The 19,031-nt window shown below is 54.6% G+C and carries 16 protein-coding genes; 2 read left to right on the forward strand and 14 right to left on the reverse strand.

Going from position 1 to position 19,031, the window contains the following annotated elements; genetic code table 11:
* A partial coding sequence (locus HMPREF9412_RS12285) for a S9 family peptidase (protein ID WP_009591878.1) occupies positions 1-1,279 on the forward strand: 1,279 nt, incomplete at its 5' end.
* A 75-nt stretch (positions 1,280-1,354) separates the two neighbouring features.
* Here HMPREF9412_RS12285 and HMPREF9412_RS12290 read toward each other — a convergent pair.
* From HMPREF9412_RS12290 to HMPREF9412_RS12355, 14 genes are all read right to left on the reverse strand, one after another.
* Positions 1,355-2,515, reverse strand: coding sequence for an N-acetylglucosamine-6-phosphate deacetylase (locus HMPREF9412_RS12290; RefSeq protein ID WP_009591842.1), 1,161 nt, complete (start codon positions 2,513-2,515; stop codon positions 1,355-1,357).
* A 13-nt stretch (positions 2,516-2,528) separates the two neighbouring features.
* Positions 2,529-3,266 carry a glucosamine-6-phosphate deaminase gene (locus HMPREF9412_RS12295; protein ID WP_009591866.1) on the reverse strand — a complete coding sequence of 246 codons (738 nt, stop codon included), beginning with the start codon at positions 3,264-3,266 and terminating at the stop codon, positions 2,529-2,531.
* Between the two features lie 46 nt (positions 3,267-3,312).
* Entirely contained in the window at positions 3,313-4,587 is a 1,275-nt protein-coding gene (locus HMPREF9412_RS12300) for a Gfo/Idh/MocA family protein (RefSeq protein ID WP_009591852.1), read from the reverse strand.
* Entirely contained in the window at positions 4,580-6,700 is a 2,121-nt protein-coding gene (locus HMPREF9412_RS12305) for an alpha/beta hydrolase family protein (protein ID WP_009591868.1), read from the reverse strand. The genes HMPREF9412_RS12300 and HMPREF9412_RS12305 overlap by 8 nt, the downstream gene beginning before the upstream one ends.
* Positions 6,697-7,938: a Gfo/Idh/MocA family protein gene (locus HMPREF9412_RS12310; protein WP_009591871.1), complete on the reverse strand. Its 1,242-nt coding sequence runs from the start codon at positions 7,936-7,938 to the stop codon at positions 6,697-6,699. Before HMPREF9412_RS12310 ends, HMPREF9412_RS12305 begins: the two co-directional genes overlap by 4 nt.
* A 16-nt stretch (positions 7,939-7,954) precedes the next feature.
* Positions 7,955-8,785 (reverse strand): carbohydrate ABC transporter permease, encoded by an 831-nt coding sequence (locus tag HMPREF9412_RS12315; RefSeq protein WP_009591862.1) that lies wholly within the window; start codon positions 8,783-8,785, stop codon positions 7,955-7,957.
* A complete protein-coding gene (locus HMPREF9412_RS12320) occupies positions 8,778-9,659 on the reverse strand; it encodes a carbohydrate ABC transporter permease (RefSeq protein WP_009591841.1) in 882 nt (293 codons plus the stop codon). The genes HMPREF9412_RS12315 and HMPREF9412_RS12320 overlap by 8 nt, the downstream gene beginning before the upstream one ends.
* A gap of 81 nt (positions 9,660-9,740) precedes the next feature.
* Positions 9,741-11,054 carry an ABC transporter substrate-binding protein gene (locus HMPREF9412_RS12325; RefSeq protein WP_009591850.1) on the reverse strand — a complete coding sequence of 438 codons (1,314 nt, stop codon included), beginning with the start codon at positions 11,052-11,054 and terminating at the stop codon, positions 9,741-9,743.
* A 333-nt stretch (positions 11,055-11,387) separates the two neighbouring features.
* On the reverse strand, positions 11,388-12,425 hold the full coding sequence (locus HMPREF9412_RS12330) for a LacI family DNA-binding transcriptional regulator (RefSeq protein WP_009591864.1): 1,038 nt from the start codon (positions 12,423-12,425) through the stop codon (positions 11,388-11,390).
* Positions 12,426-12,741: 316 nt separating this feature from the next.
* Positions 12,742-13,962 carry an asparaginase gene (locus tag HMPREF9412_RS12335; protein WP_009591848.1) on the reverse strand — a complete coding sequence of 407 codons (1,221 nt, stop codon included), beginning with the start codon at positions 13,960-13,962 and terminating at the stop codon, positions 12,742-12,744.
* A gap of 386 nt (positions 13,963-14,348) precedes the next feature.
* Entirely contained in the window at positions 14,349-14,966 is a 618-nt protein-coding gene (locus tag HMPREF9412_RS12340) for a hypothetical protein (RefSeq protein WP_009591858.1), read from the reverse strand.
* Positions 14,967-14,972: 6 nt separating this feature from the next.
* Entirely contained in the window at positions 14,973-15,788 is an 816-nt protein-coding gene (locus HMPREF9412_RS12345; protein WP_009591846.1) for a hypothetical protein, read from the reverse strand.
* Complete coding sequence (locus HMPREF9412_RS12350) at positions 15,778-16,320, reverse strand: RNA polymerase sigma factor (protein WP_009591849.1); 543 nt, start codon at positions 16,318-16,320, stop codon at positions 15,778-15,780. Before HMPREF9412_RS12350 ends, HMPREF9412_RS12345 begins: the two co-directional genes overlap by 11 nt.
* A 151-nt stretch (positions 16,321-16,471) precedes the next feature.
* Positions 16,472-17,863 (reverse strand): MATE family efflux transporter, encoded by a 1,392-nt coding sequence (locus tag HMPREF9412_RS12355; RefSeq protein ID WP_009591853.1) that lies wholly within the window; start codon positions 17,861-17,863, stop codon positions 16,472-16,474.
* 156 nt (positions 17,864-18,019) lie between these two features.
* Between HMPREF9412_RS12355 and HMPREF9412_RS12360 the strand changes: the two genes are divergently transcribed.
* Positions 18,020-18,889, forward strand: a complete 870-nt coding sequence (locus HMPREF9412_RS12360; protein ID WP_009591844.1) for an AraC family transcriptional regulator — start codon at positions 18,020-18,022, stop codon at positions 18,887-18,889.
* The last annotated feature ends 142 nt before the right edge of the window (positions 18,890-19,031 follow it).

The raw sequence follows: 19,031 nt of genomic DNA on the forward strand, positions 1-19,031 counted from the left end.
CACGGACGGAACCCTCTCGATCGGCTCCATTGCGTTCACCCCGGACGGGCAGCATGTACTCATGCTTGCCAGCGATCTCAGCTGCGGGTTTGCCACGCTGACCAAAATCCACCTGGTTCCGCTCTCGGGCGGAGAAGCCCGCGTCCTCTTCACGGACATGGACGTTCAGCTCGGGCACGCCGCGGTCAGCGACATGAGAGCCGGAGCGGGAACGCCTCCCCTGTTCAGCAAGGACGGCCGATCGGTTTACGTCCAGCTCAGCCAGGATGGGGGCGTCCATATTGGACGTTTTGCCTTGGACGGCTCCTCCTTCGAGCTTGTGGTGGCAGGTGAACGCGAGGTGTACCAATTCGCACTGACACCGGAAGAGAACGTGATATTTGCCGCTGCCGACCCGCTGCAGCCTGGCGATCTGTTCAGCTTCACTACAGGCAGCAACAAGGAACGCCGTCTGACGAACTGCAATGAGGAGCTGTGGAACGAGCTTACGTTAAGCACGCCCGAGTCCTTTACATTCCGTACGTCGGACGGCTGGCCAATCCAGGGCTGGATCATGAAGCCTGCCGGCTACGCGGAAGGCGCCAAGGTCCCGGCCGTGCTGGAGATTCATGGCGGTCCGCAAGCCATGTACGGACACACGTTTATGCATGAGTTCCAGCTGCTGGCAGCAGCCGGCTATGCCGTTTTCTATACCAACCCGCGAGGCGGCCATGGATACGGTCAAGTCCACGTCAATACCGTCAGAGGCGATTACGGCGGGCGGGATTACCAGGATCTGATGGAAGCCGTGGATTATGTTGTGAATACCTACACTTATATCGACGCTTCCCGTCTCGGCGTGACCGGCGGCAGTTACGGCGGCTTCATGACCAACTGGATCGTCGGTCATACCGACCGGTTCCAGGCTGCGGTAACCCAGCGCTCGATATCGAACTGGATTTCCTTCTACGGCGTCAGCGATATCGGGTATACCTTTACCCAGGATCAAATCTGGGGCAATCCTTGGGACGATCTCGACAAGCTGTGGAAGCACTCCCCGCTCGCTTACGTGAAGAATGTCAGCACACCGCTGCTCATCCTTCACGGCGAACAGGACCTCCGCTGCCCGATCGAGCAAGGGGAGCAGCTGTTTATCGCCTTGAAGCGACTGGGCCGTGAAACTCAGCTGATTCGCTTCCCCGGCGCGGATCATAACCTGTCCCGTAGCGGCCATCCGCATCTGCGGGTCAAACGCTTGAGTCATATCGTCCGCTGGTTCGTGAAGCATATCGAAAGATAACATCAAAGAAAAACCATCCCTGTGCGAGCTGGCGCAATGAACGCTCGACAGGGATGGTTTTTTTGTGTTGGTTCATCAAACAGGACCGTACATCGTCTCTCCTGCTACAACAGTCTCCCGGACCACCATGCCCGATCCGTCCGTATCGCAGTCGAACAGCGTCAGGTTCGCCGGGCTCCCGATCGCAAGCCCGCCCAACTGCGGCATATCCAGCACTATAGCCGGGCGGACCGTGACCGCGCTTACCGCTTCCGCCAGCGTCATATCCGTATAGCGGATCGCATTGGCAATGCCAACCTCCAGCGAAGAAGCCGATCCGGCCAGTATCGCCGGATTTGCTACCGTATGCAGACGCCCGTCCGCCGTCAGCTCGACTTCGCCTCCGATGAGGCTGCTGTACCTTCCGGGAGCCATGCCGCCGAACATGACGGCATCGCTGACAAGCACCGCTTTGTCCCGTTTTGCCCGCAGCATCGCTTTCAGCACTGGGGGCGCCAGATGGTGGCCGTCCGGTATAAAGGTGGCCCATAACCGGTCGTCCGCCAGCTGGTTCCAGATATAGTTGGGGTGGCGCGGCAAAACAGGCTGCGAGCCGTTCCCCAGATGCGTCGAAACCGTTGCCCCTGCCTGCACCGCCCGATCGATCTGCTCGCCGGTTGCCATCGTATGCCCGATCGCGACGATAACACCTGCCTTGACTACCTTCTCTATAAATGGAACCGAGCCTTCGCGCTCCGGCGCGAGGGTCACCATCCGGATAAGCCCGCCAGCCGCATCCTGAAGCCGTTGAAACTCATCCCAATCCGGATTCCGGATATACTCCCTCGGATGCGCCCCGCGACTGCCGTCTTCATCGGAAAGATAGGGGCCTTCCATATGAATGCCGACAATCGAGGCGCTCCCGAACTGCTTGGACCCGGCATACTTGGATAATGCCTGAAATGCTTGACGCATCCGGTCGTAGCTGCCCGTGATGACCGTCGGCAAGTATGCGGCGACCCCGCACCGATGCAGCGCCCTCGTCACGCCTTCAATGTCGCTTTGCGACGTCACGGTTCCATTCAAATCGTATCCGCCGAAGCCGTTGACCTGTACATCGATCCAGCCGCTGCTGATCCAGGGCAGCAACGCCGTCTTATCCCCTTGACCTAACCGTCGTATAGCCGCGATCCGTCCGTCTGACGACTCTACCTCAACCGGCTCGCCGGTATGCGGGAGCTTTCCACGCCACATCATAGGTGCCCCCTGCCTAAGCCCATTGATATATCGGCGCTGCCGATGCTTTATCCAGATACAGCATCCAGCTGGGATGCGTCTTCAGGATGGTAGCCGGCACCCGGTTATCGACCCCGCCTTGAATCGTATTCTGGATGGCTGCCGCTTTCGCCTGATGAGGCACGACCGATACGATATGGCGGCTCTTCAAAATCTGCTTGACCGTCATCGTAATCGCCTGTTTGGGCACTTCCTCATTCGATGCAAACCAGCCTTCCCTTACCTGCTGGCTCTTACATGTATCGCTGAGATTCACGATCGTATAAGGCGAATCGTTATCAAAATCGGCCGGCGGATCATTAAAGGCAATATGCGCGTTCTCCCCGATCCCGATCAGGGCCAAATCCACGGGCGCTTTGACGATTTCCTCGTTCAGCCGCTTCACCGTTTCCTCAGGATCGCCCTCCCCGTTGATGAGCCAAGCTTGGCCGACGCTCGCATATTTCAGGAAGCGCTCCTTCAAGTACTTGCGAAAGCTCGCCGGATGGGATTCCGGCAGCGCGATGTATTCGTCCAAATGGAACATTTCGATTCGTTCCCATTCCAGATTCAGCTTCACGAAGTGCGACAAAAACTCAAACTGCGACGCGCCCGTCGACAGGACGATTCGCGCTTTTCCTTTCTCCGCGATTGTATCGCGGAGAATGACCTCGCAAGCGCGGGCCGCCTCCAAGCCTGCCTGATCCGCATGTTCCAAGATGTTCAACTGCATAATGATAATTCCTCCTTGTTGTACAACATTGTAGAAATGTAAGCCATTAGGCCAGAACGCTGCTATTCATAAATTCCTCCAGCCTCACCATGCGTTTTTCTACGCGGGAACGCTCGGCGGCAAACGCCATCAGATGACTCTGGATCGACGCTTGGGCAGAGGTTGTGCTGTTATGCTGTCCCTTGGATTGAACCGACTTCACAAAATCGGCGATCAAACGCATATCCCCGCCGCCATGGCCTACATGGCCTTCCGGATCGACGAGCTGGATCACTTCCTGCTTGCCGCTGCCGAAACGGCGGATCTCGATCTCATTAGTCTCCATCGTGGCCCGTATTTCGCCTTCGGTGCCCATTAGCTTGATGGTACGGTTGCATTTCTCCGTGAACGCGCTCATCGTGAACACCGCCGTAATGTCATGCTCGAACTCCATGCTGACGACCTGATGATCCACGACGTCGTTATCGCAGTGGTACACGCACCGGCCAAAAGGCCCCTCCAGCATCGCTTGGTAACGCGCTTCGTAGCTCGGGTCGTTGCTCGCGGCCTCGCCTTTCCAGCCCGCATTCTCGATCAAATACGTATTCGGCGCATAATACTGACATTCGTGCGATACCGGGCATCCATCCAGGCAGCGCTTCGGCGCGCCGGGCGGAGCCGACTCCGGACGGAAATGCGACAGGTGGCCATAGGAGGCCACGCTTAGGCACCGGCCTCCCGCCAGCCATTGCATGATGTCCAAGTCATGGCAGGATTTGGCCAAAATCATCGGGCTGGATGACTCGCTGTTATTGAAATATCCCCGCACATACGAGTGGGCCTGGTGCCAATAGCCGACGTTCTCGTTGTGCTGGATCGACATCAGGCGGCCGATTCGTCCTTCATCGAGCAGCCGTTTAAGCTCTTGGAAAAAAGGCGCATACCGGAGAACATGGCAAATCGTTAACGTACGGTCGAAGGCTTCCGCCTGCCGGCCCATATCGATGCATTCCTGCCACTCCGGAGACATCGGCTTTTCCAGCAGCACATGGTACCCGGCCGCCAGCGCCTTCATGGTCGGCTCATAGTGGTCCCGGTCTCTCGTGCAGATGAAGACCGCATCCGATTGACGGGGTCCGGCAAACAGCTCATTCCAGCTCGTAAAGCATTGCTCATCCGCTATCCCGAACTTCGCTTGGCAGCGGCTGCGCCGCACCTCATCCGGATCGGCAACGGCAACAATCTGCATCTCCTCCGGTCGCTGGAGCGCATAACCGCTGTAAATCATGCCGCGAAGGCCGGCTCCGACCAGCGTGACCGTCATTGGTTTTGGTTTACTCATGTTCTTCCACTTCCTTTCCCTCTAGTTGCCTACGATTTTCTCTCCGCGATGAGTTCAGCTCGGAGGGATCAAGCATCTTGAAAATGCCGGGAAACACGACGCTCATCGCTTCCTCCTCCTCGAACTGCCGCGCCCTGACCAGATCGGCTGCGCTGCTCACAGGATGAATGGCCGTAATCGTGCCGATTCTATGGTCAACCTCCGCGGCAAGCTGCACATACAACCCTTCCCGACCCACCGTATAGAACGGGACCGCTCCTGCCTGCCACTCATCAAAGTGGGAGATAACCTCCATGCACCGGATGACATCGTACGTGCGCAGCGCAGCCAAACTGTCCCCGAGCCAGATCAAATCATCGGCAAGCTTATGCAGCACCCCAAAGTAGGAATGCGCTGGTTTCCCGTATATCGGATAAGGCTCATGGGGACCGACGCCGGACGTATTCAGCACCAGTACCGCACGGCCGGATCGGCAGGTTTCCTGAATCCAGACCCAATGCGCTTTCAGCTGGCGGGTCCCTCCCCGCCAAACGGCAACGGTCAGCGGCCGCCTTCGTTCGGCTGTATCCTCGGCCAGTCGGAATACATAACCGCTGTTCATGATGCCCTCCTGCGACCACCACAAGCGATAATCGGCCTCAAGGCCCTCCACTGCGCCCAGCCCAATGATGCGCGGGTTCAATTCGCAAGGCTTCCGGGAGGCGTAAATCTTCTCCTTCAGCCACTGCCTTGCTTGATCCCGTCTTTGCTGCTTCGGCAGCAGCGAACGGGCTGCTTCCAGCTGGTTGCAGCGATCGGTATTGAAGTCCCGGATCGTCCTTGCGTCGGCCTTATCCCGGTACACCTGACCGCTGGGACTGCACCACAATTGTTCCGGAGGCAGCGCCTCTATCTTCATGGCATCGTTGGGAACAGCCTTTACCTCAAGATGCCGGACGAAAAATGCCGCCGCTGCCGCGGCCATCCGGTCTGTATAGCGGTGCGTCGAGGCGTCGGTCACAAGCTGCAGGTCGCCCGTGTGACCGAGCAGCTCCCAGAAGCGCCTGCAGCGATCAACGGTGCGCCGCGTGCCTTCAATCGGGAAAAAATCGTATTCCGCCGCCAACACGATCAGCGGCTTCGGTGCAAAAGCGATGAGCAGATCCTCATGGTCGTAACCCAGCCCTGACAGGCCCGGCCATACCTGCTCGGCATCCTGCACGCCGCCGGCATGCATGTACAGCTGCCGGTTCATGATGAAGGTGGCGGGAGCCGCCGCCGCAATGCGTTCATCGCAGACCATCATCATGGCCGTCTGCGTTCCGCCGCCGGAATTTCCCGTTACGCCGATCCGCGACGGATCGACCTCGGGCCGCTCGCACAAGTAGTCGATGGCACGCATGGCATCGTGAACGAAATATCGTGCTACGCTGTCGCCGAGCATATGGCACTGAACGCCGTACTGCTGATGCTCCTTCGTTCCCCATATGACGCTCCCTGCCCGATCCTCGAAATCATGAAGGCTAAGGCGCTCGCCCTGCCCGATCGGATCGATGGCCAGCACGATGATGCCCGCCCGGACGAAGTGCTGGATGACGCGCTGATAATAGGCATCATGCTTCGCCCCCAGCTCGTGCCCGCTCAGAAACAGGACGGCCGCGGAGCGTTCTTCCCGGTGATCGGGCAGATACAGATTCGACGTGACATCATACCCCGGGAGGGACTCGAACATAACCTTCTCTACTTGAAATCCGGTTCCGCGAATGCTTCCCGTTGTGCGTCCGTTAAATAGGGATTCGGTTCTGCCACCTGACATGTTGCCGGCGTCCCCCGCGGACCAGCGCGAACGTTCCTTAAGCGGAGAGCCGTCAGGCGATGTTTCCTCCCCGAAGGCCGCCCCTTCCTCCCTTTCCGGGTTCGCGAATGCATCGGGAAGACCGCCGATGGACTTCAGGAAGGCTGCCTTTATGTCCTCCTGCCGCTCTCTTGCCGCCTCGGCCGTGACGATGGAATCGCGGATAGCATCCCCGGCGGCAAATGCGGCATCGGAACGCTCGAACACATGCGCTTTCAACTGATCCCGCGTGTCGTATAACGTGCAGACATGCTGCTCCAGTTCCTGAACGCTGTTCATCTCGATGAACTCCCGTTGACGAGCGTCGGCGAAACGTCCGGCAGCTTCATCGCCCGGCCTTCGGCAATGGAGCGATTGGCCGTGGCGCCGATCAGAAGGGATTCGGCACCTACCGAGCTGTCGGCTTGTTGGCCTAGCGGATCCTCGATCCCGCCTTCGAACAGCGCCTTGCGCAGCTTCGCATCCCCGCCGCCGTGACCGGCGGCCGATGTATTGACCTCGACCAGCTCCTCCGTGCCATCGGCTCTAAAAATATGAATCCGGCTCGCTTCCCCTTGCTTCATATCCGCGTTGCTGTATACATTCGAGACCTCAATCCGGCCTTTGCTGCCGTTGATCGCGGCGCGCCAACCCTCATACGGGCTATAGGCGACGAGGGAATAGGTCAGCATCGCATCATTGTCATACCGGACATTGACCGACATCGTGTCATAAATGTCGATCCGGCCGTCAAACAGGCAGCGGTCCCGCAAATAGCCGTCGGCTTCTTCCGCCTGGCGATAGTATTTTTCAAGAAACGGATCCTTTTCGATATCCATATAGAACTCGCACTCGTCTTTCCGGTGGCAAGTCAGGCATCGTTCTCCATGGTCCTGCCGATCGTCCCCGTACACCCGTCTCGTCCCAAACGCATGAACTTCCGCGGGACGGCTGTTCATCCACCAGTTCACGATGTCGAAGTGATGCGTGGACTTGTGAACCAGCAGCCCGCCGCTGTTCTTCATCTCGGCATGCCATCTGCGGAAATAGTCCGCGCCATGCCGGCGGTCCAGAAACCACTCCAGATCAATATGGTAAACATCTCCGATGACTCCTTGCAGCAGCAGTTCCTTCACGGTCGCAAAATATGGCGCAAACCGAAGGTTGAACGTGACCGTCACCTTCTTGCCGCTCTCCGACTCCGCCTGCAGAATCTCTCGGCACTTGTCTTCGTCAATCGTCATCGGCTTCTCGCTAATGACGTCGCAGCCTGCCCTCAAGGCTTTCACGATATAGGTATGATGCGTGTAATCCGTACTCGCCACGATCACGACATCCGGCTTCGCGGCGGCGATCATTCCGTCAAAATCATCGTAGACGGGGATTCCCCCGCACTCCTCGCTCAGAAAGCGCGCCCGCAACGGATTGGCATCATACACGCCTTCAAAGGCAAGGACGCCTCTCCAGTCGGTAACCATCGGCTTAGCAAACATATACAGCGCTCTCGATCCAGCGCCGACCAGCACGTACTTCTTCATGTCGTAAGTTCCTCCTTCAGCCTTTCATCCCTGTCGAAGCGATGCCTTGAACAAATTGCTTCTGCGCGAACAGATAGACGATGACGACCGGCAGCGTCGTAATAACGGCCCCCGCCATCAGCAGCGCTTGATTGACGTTCTCCGATTTCAGGTAGAGCAAGCCGAGCGGCAATGTGTACAACTCCTTGTCTTGCAGGTAAATCAGCGGGCCCAGCGTGTTGTTCCACGCGCCCATGAAGGTGAATACGCCCAGCGCGGCCAGCGCCGGCTTGCACAGCGGCAGATAAATTTTGAAGAATATGCCCGGCGGGCTGCAGCCGTCGATCGTAGCCGATTCATACAGCTCTTTGGGCAAGGATTTAATGAATTGATGCATCAGGAAAATACCGAATGCCCCGCCCAGAAAGCTGGGCACGATCAAAGGGTAATACGAATTCAACGCCCCGAATTCCTTCCAGATGAAATAGGTCGGGATCATGGTCACTTGCGACGGAATCATTAGGGTAGCCAGCATGATCATATAGATGAGCCCCCGCAGCCGAAAGGTAAACATCGCGAGCCCGAAGGCCACGAAAGCGCTGGAGACCAAGGATCCCACCATCTCGATCGAAACGATGAAAAAGCTGTTCAAGGTATATCGGCCGAAGTCGACTTTATTCCATATCGTCACATAGTTATCCCAATTCAGCGGATTCGGGATGAGCTGCGGCGGCATCTGCGAGATGGCGCCAACCGTCTTCAGCGACGTGGACAGCATCCATATGAACGGGAACACCATGAAAACCGCACCGGCAATCAGCAGCAGGTACATCAGCACCTTAAGCAAGGGGTGAGTCGTCTTAGTCATAGTGCACCCACTTTTTCTCGAAATACTTCTGGAACAACGTGAAGCCCAGGATGATGACAAACAGCAGCCAGGCCGTTGCCGATGCCGGTCCCATTTTGAAGAGCAGGAACGCGTCCCGGTACACCAGCAGATTCGGCACCATATTTCTCTCCGGTATGCCCGTGGTGATGGAGCCGAACAGACCGAGGAACACGTCGAATGCCTGGAATGCCGAGATGGTAGACAAAATCATGACGAGATACACCATCGGCGTCACCATCGGGAACACCACCTTCGTCAGCTGCTTCCAGCCATTGGCGCCATCAATCTGCGAGGCTTCCAGCACCTCTTTCGGAACGTTCTGCATGCCGGCCAGAATCATGATCATGGATTGGCCCACGCCCTTCCATACCTGAACGATCGCGATGCTGGAGATGACCATCAGCCAATGGCTGCTGTCAATCCATTTAACGGGGGCAAGGCCGACAGACTCCAGCACCCAGTTAATCACGCCGTATTGATAGTTGAACATCCACACCCAGACCACGCCGCCCGCGATCCACGGAGTCACGACGGGGAGGAAATAGAACAACCGGAACAAGCCCTTGGCCCGGATGGCCTGATTCAGCATGAATGCGATCACGAATGCCATTAACGTCTGAATCGGCACGAAGATGAGCGCAAAGACAAACACGTTCCGAATGGACACCCAGAACTCGTGCTTGTTCAGGACCCGCACCCAGTTGTCCAGCCCGATCCACCGCGGCGGGTTAAACAAATCCCACTCCGTGAAGGAAATATACGTGGAGAATAAGATCGGAAATAAGAGAAAAACCACGACATTGATGACAAACGGCAATGTGAAGATATAACCCCAGTATCCTTGTTTCTGCATGACACACCTGCCTTTCGTTAACGGAGCAAAGGATGCAATCCGACACGTCGCCAAGACTGCATCTCCCTGATCCCATGAAAGTTATTTACCGGAGTCCAGCACATCCTGAACCTTGGCATGAATATCCTTCACGCCGTCTTCCACCGAAACATTGCCCACCATGATTTCATTGACCACCTGCTGCACCAGAATGCGCCATTCGCTCCAGGTAGCATTCTCATCCAGGGTAACGCCGCCTTCGTTAATGCCGTCCGTGAAAGCCGCTTTGTTCAGAGGTTTGGTTGTGCTGTCCTTCAACTGATCCAGCGCCGACTTCTTCACGGGCAGCGTGGATCCCGTCTTGACGATGATATCCTGCACTTCATCGCCGAGGTAATATTTCAGGAACTCCCAGGCGGCATCCTTCGATTCCTGCTTCGCTCTGGAGGAGACCAGCCACGTGTTGGCTACCATCGGAACATAGCGCTTGCCGTCAACCCCTTTCGGAATTTTGACGACATCCCAGTTCGTATCGGCAAAGCTCTCGTTCATATTCACCTGCAGGCTGTATTGAAGGAAATACATCGCGGCCTTGCCGCTCGCGAATACTTCGAGCTCGCCGCCGTTCGCTTTCAAGTAATCGATATCGGCAAAATAGCCTTGATCCAAACCGTCATACAGCTGCTGTAATCCGGCCGCGGTTTTGGGATCGTCAAACCGCGATTTCGTCAGGGTGTCGTCCAAAGCCGAGCCGCCCGCCTGCTTGATCCAAGGAAACCAGCCGTTGGTTATGGAAAAGGAACCGATGAATCCGAATTGGCTGGTTTGGTCTCCTTCCTTGATCGTCAGCTGCTTGGAGGCTTCAATGAGGTCGTCAAAGGTCCAGTCGTCGGTCGGTACCGGCACGCCGGCCTTCTCGAAGACATCCTGGTTGTACGCTAGCGCAATCGGGTTAATGCCGTGGGGGACGCCCCAGATCTTCCCTTCCGGCGTTTTGGCGGAGAACAGGCCGTCGATGTATTCGTCCGCTTTCAGGTCGGATTCAATGTAGGAGGACAAGTCCTCTGCCACGCCTCGTTCCCCGTAGCTAAGTATGGTGGCGTTCTCTTGGAACCAGACGTCCGGCATCGTGTTGCCTGCAATCTGCGTGGCGATCTTGGACGTAAAGTCCCCCCAGGGCGCTTCTTGGATTTCAACGTTGATGTGGGGGTGGGACGCAATAAAACCGTCGATAATTTCTTTACTCGTCACCTCATAGCTGCCAGGGAGCCCAATCTTGAGCGTCACCTTCTCTTTGCTGCCTTCCGCTTCCCCCGGTGAGACCTCCCCATCGGTTGACCCGCCGGATGAGGAGCAAGCGGTGAACATCATCATAAATGCCAGCATCAAAGAGATTACCTTTACCTTTCTTGACATTGAAAACCCTCCTTTTTGAGTTACAAATAGAAATAACGTGTTTTCTGCTCCAGCTCATTCCAAAGGCATTCATTCTATAGTAATCGATTTCTGTAACGAGTATAGCATGGAAGCCCTTTCTTGAATAGAGTTTTCTATGCTCTCATCGATTATTTTTATGCTATAAGTCTGAATTTGAGCGTTATATAAGGTATTCCGAGGTTTTACAGGAATTGTTTCCCACATGCTGAATCAAGAAACGGATAGGAAAAAAGTTAGTAATCGATATCTTTATTAACAACAAATAAAGCCCGAGCGTTTTTGAAATGCCCGGGCCTTATGCCATCCTTGTATTCACTTGTTCTCCCGAATATCCCGGACCGATTTTCGCTCCAGCAATTTAGGCTGCAGCATGACATCAAACATCGGGCTATCGTCGCCCTTCATCATATCAAGCAGCATTTTGCAGGCCATCTTCCCCATCTCGTAATCGGGCTGCTTAATCGTTGTGAGCGGTGGATGAATCATCTGCCCCACGTCAATGCCGTCAAATCCCATTACCGAAATCTGCTCCGGCACCTGGATGTCCCGCTGTGACAATTCGTTGATCACCCCAAAGGCCATCATGTCATTGCACGCAAATATCGCCGTCGGCTGCGGCGAATGTTCCAGCAGTCTCTGCGTGAGCTGCTTGCCTGTATCGAATTCGGTTATCGCATTATACACTTCCTCGGTCGGGGACTCGACCACCAGCGGTTTGAGACCTGCGTCCTTCATCGCCGACATATAGCCCTGATGAATGCTTCGGCGGCTTGGGCGATCCAGCTTGGAAGTGACGTAACCGATGCGCGCATGCCCCTTCTCCTGCAGATGCTTGGTAGCGATGTAACCGGCCTTGTGGTAATCGAACTCGATCTGGTTAATGTTGTCCTCATCGATCTTCTGATCGATGGCGATGACGTTCAGGCCAAGGTTCATCAGCTGGGTCAACTGGCTCTTATCCTTGGAGATCGAAGAGATGATCAGGCCTTTGACCTGCTTCTCCATGATCGTCCTTAAATATTCGTCCTCCAGCGCCGGATCTTGCAGGGAATTGCATACGATAACCGTAAAATTATTCTGCCGCGCCACCTCTTCGATCCCGAATATGACGGAAGAATAAAATGGATTCACAATAGAAGGAATGATGATTCCGATCGTATTACTGCTATTCTTCTTCAGCTGTTTGCCAAACATATTTGGAATATAATTGGACTCCTTCGCGATTCGCTGGATACGTTCTTTAAGCTCCTTGCTGACAGGATAACTGCTGTTGCTTAACACGCGCGAAACCGTTGCCGAAGAAACGTTTGCCATCTTCGCTATATCATGTATCGTGGTCGGCTTCTTCATAGGATCCCTCACTTATAGTAATCGTTTACTATTGTAAAGTATACAAATAGCTGACATATAAAGCAATAAACCGATGAAAATATCCATAGCGCTCACGCCCCGTTACATCCGCAGATCCCAATTTCTCGGCTCTAGTCCTATTGCCCGGAACGCTAAGTTCAGCCGCTGGATGCGACGAACGCCAAAATCGATTAGTTCTCCGTGCTCGCAAACAAAAAAAGACCGCCGGGTCATCCCCGGCGGCAAATATATTGGTGGAAGGAATTTCATCGTTCAGTAGGAACAAGGAGCAGCTAAAAAATGACTGAGACTGGAATTACACCTCAGGCGTTCCGTAGGTTGCGAACCAACCCTTGATCGTATCGAAATCATCCGTAAAGGACAGAGAGAGCAGCAGCAGTACGCGGGCTTGTTGAGGACTCAGGTTGTCGCCTGAAATGATGCCCTCTCCGCCGCCGTATACGCTTCCGGAGCCTGTACGGGTCGTAGTTACGAAGACCACCCCCTTTTCAATGGCTTCTTTGCGGGCAGCGCTCATCTCTCTCGAGATGCCGCCTGCGCCGGTACCGGAGGTGACGATGCCTTTAGCTCCATCTGCCACAAAGCCTTTGATCGCGCCGCCGCCGGCCTCTTGATAAGAAACCGCAATTTCGACCTTCGCCAGATCCTCTTTCGTGATTTTGCTCAGATCAAACACCGGCTTGCCCTGACCTTCCTCTTTCATTGCACGGAGGGGAGCCCGGTAGATACGGATATTCTCGTCATCGATATATCCGATCGCGCCCAGCATAGGCGTTTCGAACGTGTCGGTGCGGTAGTCATTGGTCTTGGTTACGCCGCGCGCCAGATGAATCGTGTCATTCAGCATCAGCACCGTGCCGAAGGATTCCGTCCGGCCGCTTCCGGCAAGCTTGATGGCATTGTACAGATTCGCTTGGGCATCGGAACCGATTACCGTCCACGGTCTCATGGAACCCGTGATAACGACGGGTTTGTCGCTTTGCACCGTCAGATCGAGGAAGTACGCAATCTCTTCCATCGTATCCGTCCCCGTCGTTACAACGACGCTATCGTACACTTCCAACGCCTTGTCGACGGTCCGGGAAAGATCGTATAAATCGGCCATGGTATAAGCGCTCGACCCGGAGTTGCCGAACTGGAGCGTGCTGATATCCGCAACCTTGTCCGTATTCGGAAGCTCGCCTACCATATCTTCAATCTTCAGCGTACCTGCCCGATAGGATTGAAAGCTGGTTGCATCCGTCGATTGGCCCGCCAAAGTGCCGCCAGTCGCAACCACCAGCACGTTCGGCTTCGCCGATTGTTTAGAGGCCTCCGACAGGGGAGGAACCGTCGTATTCCTACCTGGCGCCGCAGGGGTTTGCACGGGTGAAACCGCACTTACCGTCCCTTTCACTTCCGTGACCGTCGCAGCATGTGCCCCATACGTTCCAACAGGCGATAAAGAAATCACAAAAGCAGTGAATGCAGCGGTACTCCATACTGCTAACGGGCGTTTCGACTTAGGTTTCATCATGGCACTCTCCTCTGATGTTTATGTAATATTATATAACATAAATCTATGTATTCGTTAGAATCATTCTATTTAATGTTATTTAATATAACAAACATTACATCAAGTAGGGAAAGCGATTACAATGATAGTTTATGGATGATAATTCCTCTTTAGTTGCCTTTTTTTGATAGATTTAAATAAATACAATCCAGAAATGAATAGAGCATATCATCAGAAGATAAGATTAATTAATGTTATATAAATTAACATACAAGGCCGTCCACAAACGATTTCTATCCGAGCAATAAACAACAACAAGGGATAGTCCATCACCCTCCGGTCGGACTATCCCTTGTACTTGTTATCATAGCGCCTGCTGGGGATTATCTTGTATAAACGCCTTCTGCTTAATCCGCCTGTCCCGGTTCCTCCACAGCCCCTGCTCCGGTGACACGGTACACCATAATTTCACCATCTACCACGTGATAGATGGAGTAAGATTCCACCACCCTGTTCTCGTTAAAGCTTATCATGAGCTGCGCCTTCATGCTTCCGCTCTCAAGGCCCTGAACATCCACCGAAACGGCGGTTTCGGGGTAATGGTAGCCTTCCTTGCCTGGATGATCATACTGCCACGAAGTGAATCCCCCGCCTTTAGCCGTCGTCTTCGCCTCCCCTAGCTGTTGCCGGACTTCTTCCATCGTCTTGCTTATCAGCGACAGCTCTTTCAGGGAAGAAACAACATCTTCTCCCTGCTCTTTCGAGGTTGGCTTTTCCGCGGAAGAGGCCGGAACAGACGGCGACAGATCGGCTGCCTTCGCTACCGATTGATCTTCTGAAGCCTCGTCACTCTCTCCGGCAGGAGTTGCCTCTTTCTTCTCCTCCGGCTGCGGCTGCTTGGATAATTCAAGCCCTTGCACGGATATGTTCACCGGCTCGTTCTCCACCAGGGGAGTTTCGTTGCTGCAGCCTGCGATCACCAGCACGGCCACGACTGCAATCCATATCATTCTAATCTTGTTCATAGCTCACTACTCCTTCGTTGCCTCTCCATTATGATTGGAGGTAATATGGAATTCCTTCATCATGTTATGGAAGCGTGCACCGAAGCCTTCGGAGGCCTCCAGGAAATACTGCTGCTTCACGACAAAGCTGCCGCCCTGCCCGTTATCGAACACATAATACCGTATGACCGGATCATCCCACTCTTTGCCGCCGGTGCCGCCTACCGCACGTACCTCCCAGCCTTGAATCGGTTCATCCACGAGATTCGCCTCGACCTTCGGATAGGTTTGCAGCTCCTTCTGGAGCTGCTCCGCTGCGCTCTTTGGATCAATGCGCTCCTGCGAAATTTCCATGAACACCTCCGGATAGCGGTCATCCGTCGGCTTCTCCTTCAATTCAATGCGGTCCAAGCCCGATTCATGAACCATCATAAACCGGCTCTCATCAATATAAATCACGTAATCCGCCCCCTCATGCAGCTGATCCACGCTTGTTTCCGGCATGCCCTCCAGCTCCTGTTCAACCGTCTTCTGAGGAGCGAACCATTCCTTCACCTGATCAATGAACGCTTGGACAGGCGCCGTCTGAAAGCTGACGGTCAGCACGATGGCTGCCGCAGCGGCGGTGCCCGCAATCCATCCGGCCGCTCTTCGTCCCGAACGGCGGCGCCCTTTCGATTCCCTTGGCGCGAAGCGGGTCTCCGGCTCCGCCGGCTGCTGGGCTTGCTCGTTATGAATCCGCTCCTTGATCGCCATCCAAATCTCGTCTTTATGTCGCATCGCGTCATCCGTTCCCTTTTTTAGGCCGTCTGCAATCTCTTGATCCCATGGATCACGTCCCATGCTGATTCCCTCCCTTATTCTGCAGCATCCATTCCTTTAATTTCTTTCTCGCTTTGAACAGCCTGGACTTTACCGTGTTGATGTTCAGCTCCATCATGTCCGCGATATCCTTCTCGGCAACATCATTCAAATATTTCAAAATAACGGGAATCCGGTGCGGATCATCCAGCCGCTGCACCAGCTCATACACCTCGCCGTGCCGGTCAAATTCATAGGTGTCGCTCTCGGAGGGAAGATCCCTCTCCTCGGAAATTTCCGAAGGCATCATCCTCGCATGTTTCTTCAAATACCGGTTGCACTCGTTATAGAGAATCCGGTTGAACCACGGCTCAAAGGGTCTGCTCAAATCATAGGACCCCAGGTTGCGGTAAACCCGGATAAACGTTTCCTGGACCACGTCGGCGGCGCTTGCCGAACTTCCGGTGACTGCGGCTGCCGTTCGAATCGCCCGATCCGCATATAACCGATACAGCTGTTCAAACAGTTCATCGCTGTACTCCGTTTTCAATCGTTGTATAAGGTCGTGTACCAAACCGTGCTTGCCTCCTTTCACTTGGCCAATCACTTACAATACCCCGGCATGCAGACAAAAAGTTTTCGAGTACGTTATTTTTTATTATGAAAAAAAGGATACCCCGATGCCGCACGGCCGAAGTATCCTTTTTCTATATTATAACCAATCCTTAAGCTTGCGCCGGGATCGGTTCCATTGGTTGTGCCTGATGGCTCACCGGCTCGACTTGCTCTGCCTTGCGGAGGTGCTTCTGTCCGCGCCAGCGGAAGAAAGACAACACGCCGCGCAAATACTCGTCGGCGATCATGCAGGAGTAGATGCCGATAAGCCCCCACCCCATATGAATGCCGAGCACATATGAGAGCGCGGTGGCGACAAGCCACATCGAGCCAAGGGAAATGTACATGGTGAACCTGGTATCTCCGACGGCATTGAGCGAGTTGCCGAGCGCCATGTTGAGCATTTTGCCGGGCTGGAGAATCAGGTTCATGCCAAGAAGCGATGCCCCGATCGCAACGATCGTTTTATCGTCCGTAAACAGCCCCAGCAGCTGTTTTCCAAAAACATACAGGAGGAATGCATTGACGACCACGTAAATAGCCCCGATACCCAGTGCGCGGTACGCGCTTCGGTAGGCCTCCCGGATCCGGCCTGCGCCGAACAGATGCGCGATCTGGATCTGGGCCGCCATCGCGATCGACGAGCCTAGCAGGAAGCAGAAGGATTCCAGCGTATTCATATACGTACGGGCTGCCAGCTCGGCGGCACCCAGCGTTGCAATGAAGGAGTAAATGATCAGCTGCGTAAAAACCCAGCAGGACATATTGATGCCGAGCGGCCATCCGATTTTCAGGATTTCGCCGAACAGCGGGCGGTCGAACACCCGGAACTCCTTCCATCTGATTCGGTATTCAAAGGAACGCAGGAACATGTACAGCAGCAGGAGAACGGCAAGCAACCGGCTGACCACCGTCGAAATCGCAACGCCGGTAAGCCCCCACTGCGGGAAGCCGAAAGCCCCGAAGATAAAACCATAGTTCATAATGACGTGGATGATATTCATCCCGATGGCCACGTACATCGGCCCGCGCGTGTTGCCGGTATTGCGGATGACCGTGCTCATCGTAGCCATCATGGCAATCAAGATCATTCCGCCGCCGACAATGGAGATATACGTTCCCGCAAGCGGAAGCAGATGCTCCGGCAACTGCAGCACCGAGGCGATAGCCTCCGGCATTGCAAACAAGATCACGCTGCACGCCAAGCCGATGATGGTGGTGGCACTTACCGCCATGATGCCGATCGTTCGGGCATCCCCCGTCCGATGCGAGCCGATCTTCTGGGCAATGAGAATGCCGGCACCGCTGGCGACCGTCATGAACAGCGTCGTCATCGCCTGAAACAGCTGATTGGAGAAGCCGACCACGGCTACCGCATCGTCCGAAATCCGGCTGACCATCAATGTATCCACCGCTCCCAGCAGAAACTGCAGGAACAGCTCGATAAATATGGGCCATGCGAGAACCCATAATGTAAATTTGTTTGTGTTTTTATCCAACATTCCAACCTCCACCCATGATGTAAGGGTTAAACACAATTCATGATGAAACGGTCTTTAACCTTTTCAAATTATAGATGGTATACTGGAGTTATAATATCATTTTCCGAACGAAAACTTTCAAAATTCAAACCTCGCGAACCACGAAAGGGCTTTCTTATGACGATCCTGAATTTTACCGTTCCGCCACTGCCGGAATACATCAATAGCGGGCTTACCCGGGCTCCGATTCACAGTGGACACCCCAACCGCAAAAACATCGGCATCTTTGATTTGCTCGTCGTTAGGAAGGGGCAGCTGCATGTCACCGAGAACGGAAATCCTTATGAGATCAAACCCGGCATGTTCCTGATCCTGCGTCCCGATACGCATCATTTCGGTACGAAAGGATGCACCGAGGAGACCGATTATTACTGGCTCCATTTCCAGACCTCCGGGGATTGGCACCCGGACGAGGCCTGCCAAGCGCCTAGAAGAGAGGAAGTTTCGGAGCTGAAGGCGATGACGCCGAACTATTTTTCCGTCAACATTCCCCAGTTCGGCACCCTGCCTCAGCCGGAAAAGGCCTTGGAGCTCCTGGCTACCCTGTCTTCGCTGGTACAGTACGGTCACCAGGCCAAAATCCTGTGGCGGCAGCAGGTGGTGTTCCAAGAGCTCATCGAGCAGCTGGCCGCCGCACTGGATACGCCCCTCTCCTCGCCCTCCTCCGCTTGTGCCGAACGGGCTGCAGCTTATCTGCGGAAGCATTATCGCGAGGAGTTCAAGGTACAGGAGCTCGGCGACCGCATCAACTTCCACCCTGTCTATATCGCACGCTGCATGCAGAAGGAATTCGGCTGCTCGCCGGTTGAATATTTGCAGCGCTATCGGATCGAGCAGGCCAAGATGCTGCTGATGCAGACGGACTTCAGCATCAGCCGGGTCGCGGAGGAGGTCGGTTTCAATCATGCGGCCTACTTCACCTCCTGTTTCACGAAGCAGGAAGGGATCTCGCCGCGCAAATACAGGCAGCGGTTCTTCATGAATTAATTCATTTTTACGCAAAAACCAAGAAAGTGGCTTGCAACCTGCGTGAGAAGCCTATATAATGAGAATTAACCACATGATAATGATTATCATTACCGGACAAGTGAGAATGTGTTGAGAATGTATTTACACTCAGGTTTACACG

Source organism: Paenibacillus sp. HGF5 (assembly GCF_000204455.1).
GTDB lineage: Bacteria > Bacillota > Bacilli > Paenibacillales > Paenibacillaceae > Paenibacillus_AQ > Paenibacillus_AQ lautus_A.